Origin of the sequence: Mesorhizobium sp. M7A.F.Ca.AU.002.02.1.1 (assembly GCF_003998535.1) — a bacterium.
Lineage (GTDB): Bacteria > Pseudomonadota > Alphaproteobacteria > Rhizobiales > Rhizobiaceae > Mesorhizobium > Mesorhizobium ciceri.
In genome coordinates this window covers 1-5,658 of the sequence record NZ_RZPB01000402.1, presented here as the reverse complement: position 1 = coordinate 5,658, position 5,658 = coordinate 1, and the positions used below count along the sequence as shown (strand labels likewise).

Sequence of the window (5,658 nt, the reverse complement as noted above, 5' to 3'; positions counted from 1 at the left end):
TGCCTATACGTGGCATGACATGAAGACATCGCGCTCGGTGGCCATGCCCGGCTTTGCCGACAGCCTGAGCGGCGACTACAACGCTGGCACCTTCCAGGCGTTCGGGGAACTCGGCTATCGCATCGATACGCCAGTCGCGGCCTTCGAGCCTTTTGCCAACCTCGCTTATGTCAACCTGCATACGGACGGCTTCACGGAAAAGGGCGGTGCGGCGGCATTGACCAGTGCAAGCCAGACCACCGACGCCACCTTCACCACGCTTGGTCTCAGAGCCTCCGCCGGCTTCACGCTCGGCGCCATCAATGCCACAGCGCGCGGCATGCTGGGCTGGCGCCATGCCTATGGCGACGTCATACCGACCAGCACACATGCCTTCTCTGCCGGTGATGCCTTCACGATCGCTGGCGTGCCGATCGCCAAGGACAGTGCCGCCATCGAAGCGGGGTTCGATCTCAACCTGACCGATGCCGCAACCCTCAGCGTCGCCTACCAGGGTCAGTTCGGCTCCGGCGTCCAGCAGAACGGCTTTAATGCAAAACTCAACGTGGAATTCTAATCAAGCGGGAAGGATCGTTCCGGAATGACTGCCCCTGACGGAAAAGGGGCTATTCAATCCGCTTGTCGCATCGCCCAGGCGGTCGTACGCCAGGAAGCGAACCTCGCGAGCGCCAGGCAGGAAGCCAGCCTTATCGCCGCCGGTCGGAGCGAGCCTACAAGGACGTGCGCAACTGTGATGAACGCGAACGCTGCGACCGCAGGTGCCGGACTTGATCGCGCAGAAGCGGACGCAGGAGCAGCTGGGAGGATTGTGTGGCGCGAAGCGGACCCTCCCAAGGTTCGGCTTTCCCCTAAACGCTTTACAGCCCGGTTTGGTAGCGCTACCGTTTCGGCCTAGCGTGAGCCTGGGAGGAGCCAGGGCTGTCGCTAGCGGAAGCGTTGTTCCTTCGACGACGTCGCAGGAATTTGTTGGGAGGATCGATGGCGTCTGTCGCAATTGGCGAAGTCTACAAATCATTCGGCGCTGTCGAGATCCTGCACGGGGTCAGCGTGAACATCGAGGACGGCGAGTTCGTCACTCTGGTCGGACCATCGGGCTGCGGAAAATCAACCCTTCTCAGAATGATCGCCGGCCTGGAAAAGATTTCACGCGGCCAGATCGCGATTGGCGAACGTGTCGTCAACAACGTTGCGCCCAAGGAGCGCGACGTCGCCATGGTCTTCCAGAACTATGCGCTCTACCCACACATGACCGTTGCCGAGAACATGGCGTTCTCGCTGATGCTCAAAGGAGTTTCCAAGCCGGAGAGCGATGCAGGCGTGCGCCGCGCGGCCGAAATCCTTGGGCTGGTGCCGTTGCTGGCGCGCTATCCTCGGCAGCTTTCCGGCGGCCAGCGCCAGCGCGTCGCCATGGGCCGCGCGATCGTGCGTGATCCGGCGGTCTTTCTCTTCGACGAACCGCTGTCCAATCTCGACGCCAAACTCAGGGTGCAGATGCGCGCCGAGATCAAGGAACTGCACCAGCGCCTCAAGACGACGACAGTCTACGTCACGCACGACCAGATCGAGGCCATGACCATGGCTGACAAGATCGTGGTCATGCATGACGGCATCGTCGAGCAGATAGGGCCGCCGCTGGAACTCTATGACCGGCCGAACAATCTTTTTGTCGCCAGCTTCATCGGCTCGCCGGCCATGAATTTGCTGAGGGGCGAGATCGCTATTGACGGCTCACCCTCGTTCCGCGGCGCCGGGGGGATTTCAGTCCCGTTGGCCTCGGCACTTTCCATCCCCAATGGCGAGCCTGTGGTGCTGGGAATAAGGCCCGAGCATTTGCGGCTGTCCGACGACCGGGGCATTCCGGTCACCGTCGCGGTGGTTGAACCAACCGGGTCCGAAGTGCAGCTCATCGGCCGGACAGCCGGCGGCGAAGAGATCGTCGCGAATTTCCGGGAACGACATTCCTTCACGCCGGGCGAAACCATCCGGCTTACGGCCGAGCCCGGCCTCATCCATCTCTTTCACGGAGAAACCGGACAGAGGTTCCAAACACGTACCGATCAGTAGGACCACAGGCAAGGACAACAAGCAGGAGGAAACGAGCATGAAGTTCACCAGACGTGACGTGATCCGCACCACCGCCGGCGCGGCGGCGGGTGCCTTGGGAAGTCGGTTCATCAGCTCTCCGGCCCTTGCCCAGGACGGACCGAAATACAAACCCGAGGATGGCGCCAAGCTTAGACTGCTGCGCTGGTCGCCCTTCGTCCAGGGCGACGAGGACCAATGGCTGGCCAACACCAAGCGCTTCACCGAAGCGACCGGTGTCGCGGTCCGCGTCGACAAGGAAAGTTGGGAGGACATTCGCCCCAAGGCGGCGGTCGCGGCAAATGTCGGCTCCGGCCCCGACCTGATGTTCGTCTGGTTCGATGACCCGCACCAATATCCCGACAAGCTGCACGACGTGAGCGAACTCGGCGAGTATCTCGGCTCGAAATACGGCGGCTGGCATGATGGACCAAAGCAATATGCGACCCGGGAAGGCAAATTCATCGGCCTGCCACTGGCCACGATCGGAAATGCCATCGTCTATCGGGAAAGCTGGGTGAAAGAGGCCGGCTTTTCGGAGTTTCCCAAGGACACGAAAGGCTTCCTGGAACTTTGCAAGGCCTTGCAGGCGAAGGGCCATCCGGCCGGCTTCACGCATGGCCATGGCGTCGGCGACGGCAACAACTATGCTCATTGGCTGCTGTGGAGCCATGGCGGCCAGATGGTCGACGAGAGCGGCAAGGTAACGATCAACAGCCCCGAGACCCTCAAGGCCATCGAATACGCGCAGGAACTCTACAAGACCTTCATTCCAGGCACCGAAAGCTGGCTCGACGTCAACAACAACCGCGCCTTCCTGGCCGGCGAACTGGCTGTCATCGCCAACGGCATCTCGGCCTACAACACCGCCAAAATCAATAAGGACAATGATCCGAAGCTGGCTGAAATCGCCAAGGACATACGCACCACCAACCTGCCCATCGGCCCTGTCGGCAAATCCGTCGAATTGTTCCAGGTGACCACGGCTGTCATCTTCAATTACACGCCCTACCCCAACGCGGCCAAGGCGTATTTGCAGTTCATGTTCGAGGAACCGCAAATGAAGGACTGGATCACCTCCTCGGCCGGATATTGCTGCCAGACCCTGAAGGCATTCGACAACAACCCGGTATGGACTGCCGATCCCAACAACGCCGCTTACGCCAAGGCTTCGGCTACTCTGCGGCCTAACGGCTATGCCGGGCCGCTCGGCTATGCTTCGGCGGCAACCATGGCCGACTACGTGCTGGTCGATATGTTCGCCAAAGCGGTGACCGGCCAGGCGACGCCGCAAGAGGCAATGGAAGAGGCCGAGAAGCGGGCAAATCGCTATTATCGCGTTTGAGCCGGCTCAGCCGGGCAGCGCGGCTGCCCGGCTGGCTTCGGATTGCATCGTGGCCGATCCGGCCGATCAATGAGACCTCAGCAGGAGCCGACCCATGGCTGTGCCGTCAGCTGCTATCCAGCCGCGATCTTCGATCTTCTCACGGATTCTATCGCGCTGGAGCGAAAGCCGGAACGCACTTGGCTTCGGCTTCATGCTTCCGGCGGCTGCACTGCTGCTTGTCTTCCTGACCTATCCGCTGGGGCTCGGCGTCTGGCTCGGCTTCACCGACGCCCGCATCGGCCGCCCCGGCATCTTCATCGGCATCGAAAACTATGAATATCTGTGGAGCGACGCCGTCTTCTGGCTCTCCGTCTTCAACACCTTGCTCTACACGATCAGCGCTTCGATCCTGAAATTCGCGCTCGGCCTCTGGCTGGCGCTCCTCCTCAACCAGAACCTTCCCTTCAAATCGTTCTTCCGCGCGATTGTCCTGCTGCCGTGGGTGGTGCCGACGGTGCTCTCGGCCATCGCCTTCTGGTGGATCTACGATTCGCAGTTCTCCATCCTCTCCTGGGCGCTGCAGCAGATGGGACTGATCGACCACCGCATCAATTTCCTTGGCGATCCGGAGAACGCACGCGCCTCGGTGATCGTCGCCAATGTCTGGCGCGGCATTCCTTTCGTGGCCATCACGCTGCTGGCCGGCCTGCAGACGATTCCCCAATCGCTTTACGAGGCCGCGACGCTCGACGGCGCCAGCCGTTGGCAGTTGTTCCGCTATGTGACGCTGCCGTTGCTGACGCCGATCATCGCCATCACCATGACCTTTTCGGTCCTGTTCACCTTCACCGATTTCCAGCTGATCTATGTGCTGACTCGCGGCGGGCCGGTGAATGCCACCCATCTGATGGCGACGCTCTCGTTCCAGCGCGGCATTTCCGGCGGCCAGCTTGGCGAGGGAGCCGCGATCGCGGTGGCGATGATCCCGTTCCTGCTTGCGGCGATCCTTTTCAGCTATTTCGGGCTGCAACGTCGTAAATGGCAGCAGGGCGGTGGAGACTGACATGGCCGCGATCGAAACGAGCAACCGTCCGAACACGGATGAAGGCGGCATGGGCTATCTTCAGAGCCTGCCCCGGCGCGTGGTGACCGTTTATCTGCCGCTCCTGATCTTCGTCATCGTGCTGCTGTTCCCGTTCTACTGGATGACGATCACGGCGGTGAAACCCAATCTCGAGATGACGGATTATGCCAATTTCAACCCGTTCTGGGTCGTCCATCCGACGCTCGAGCATATTCGGTATCTGCTCTTCGAGACGTCCTATCCGGGTTGGCTTCTCAACACGATCATCATCTCGACCGCCGCAACTTTCCTGTCGCTGCTGGCGGCGGTGTTCGCAGCCTATGCGATCGAACGCTTGAGGTTTTCCGGGGCGCGGCAGGTCGGCTTGGCGATCTTCCTGGCCTATCTCGTGCCGCCCTCGATTCTGTTCATTCCACTGTCGGTGATGGTGTTCAACCTCGGCCTTTACGATACGCCGTTCGCACTGATCCTCACCTATCCGACGTTCCTCATTCCATTCTGCACGTGGCTCTTGATGGGCTACTTCCGCTCGATACCCTTCGAACTGGAAGAATGCGCGCTGATCGACGGAGCGAGCCGCTGGCAAATCCTGACCAAGATAGTTCTGCCGCTGTCGGTGCCCGGCCTGATCTCCGCCGGCATCTTCGCCTTCACCCTGTCATGGAACGAATTCATCTACGCCTTGACCTTTATCCAGTCGTCCGAAAACAAAACCGTGCCGGTCGGCGTGCTTACCGAACTCGTACGTTCGGACGTCTATGAATGGGGAGCCCTGATGGCAGGCGCGCTGATCGGCTCCCTGCCGGTGGTGGTGCTCTATTCATTCTTTGTCGAGCACTACGTCTCCTCGATGACGGGGGCGGTCAAGGAGTGAGGCTGAGGCGGAAATCCCACCCTCGGCCGGCAGCTTCGATCCGATCCCCGCACTCCGCTCCCTCTCCTTCCCGCAAGCCTGCCACAAGCTTGTTGAGGCATGGTCTGGTCAGGGAAAACCGGTAAAAGGCGGACTTTCTTGGCGATTTCTCCACCCAGCGACATCGTTATGGATGTGGCCCGAGCCGTCGACCCGGCGGATATCGAGACCGCTCGCGCCGCGCTGGCAAAGCGGGCCGGCGGCGCTGCGGGCACGTTTTCACTCGACACCGCCGCTTCCGTCGATGCCGGC

At 60.9% G+C, this 5,658-nt stretch carries 5 protein-coding genes and 1 pseudogene; all 6 read left to right on the top strand.

Going from position 1 to position 5,658, the window contains the following annotated elements:
- Positions 1–556 (top strand): autotransporter domain-containing protein (locus EN879_RS22350; protein WP_127274247.1); only part of this gene is annotated, 556 nt, incomplete at its 5' end.
- Positions 557–978: 422 nt separating this feature from the next.
- Positions 979–2,064 (top strand): sn-glycerol-3-phosphate ABC transporter ATP-binding protein UgpC, encoded by a 1,086-nt coding sequence (ugpC, locus tag EN879_RS22345; protein WP_063168933.1) that lies wholly within the window; start codon positions 979–981, stop codon positions 2,062–2,064.
- Between the two features lie 37 nt (positions 2,065–2,101).
- On the top strand, positions 2,102–3,427 hold the full coding sequence (locus EN879_RS22340; RefSeq protein ID WP_013529762.1) for an ABC transporter substrate-binding protein: 1,326 nt from the start codon (positions 2,102–2,104) through the stop codon (positions 3,425–3,427).
- 94 nt (positions 3,428–3,521) lie between these two features.
- A complete protein-coding gene (locus EN879_RS22335) occupies positions 3,522–4,472 on the top strand; it encodes a sugar ABC transporter permease (protein WP_063168934.1) in 951 nt (316 codons plus the stop codon).
- Between the two features lies 1 nt (position 4,473).
- The gene (locus EN879_RS22330) at positions 4,474–5,367 is read left to right on the top strand and encodes a carbohydrate ABC transporter permease (protein ID WP_013529760.1); all 894 of its coding nucleotides are present in this window, start codon (positions 4,474–4,476) and stop codon (positions 5,365–5,367) included.
- A 138-nt stretch (positions 5,368–5,505) separates the two neighbouring features.
- A pseudogene (locus tag EN879_RS40105) lies at positions 5,506–5,658 on the top strand (flagellar biosynthesis protein FlgJ); the annotation flags it as partial.

Excerpts from the sequence above, each read along its gene's own strand:
- ugpC (WP_063168933.1), top strand. The coding sequence starts at position 979 with ATGGCGTCTGTCGCAATTGGCGAAGTCTACAAATCATTCGGCGCTGTC.
- EN879_RS22340 (WP_013529762.1), top strand. The coding sequence starts at position 2,102 with ATGAAGTTCACCAGACGTGACGTGATCCGCACCACCGCCGGCGCGGCG.
- EN879_RS22335 (WP_063168934.1), top strand. The coding sequence starts at position 3,522 with ATGGCTGTGCCGTCAGCTGCTATCCAGCCGCGATCTTCGATCTTCTCA.
- EN879_RS22330 (WP_013529760.1), top strand. The coding sequence starts at position 4,474 with ATGGCCGCGATCGAAACGAGCAACCGTCCGAACACGGATGAAGGCGGC.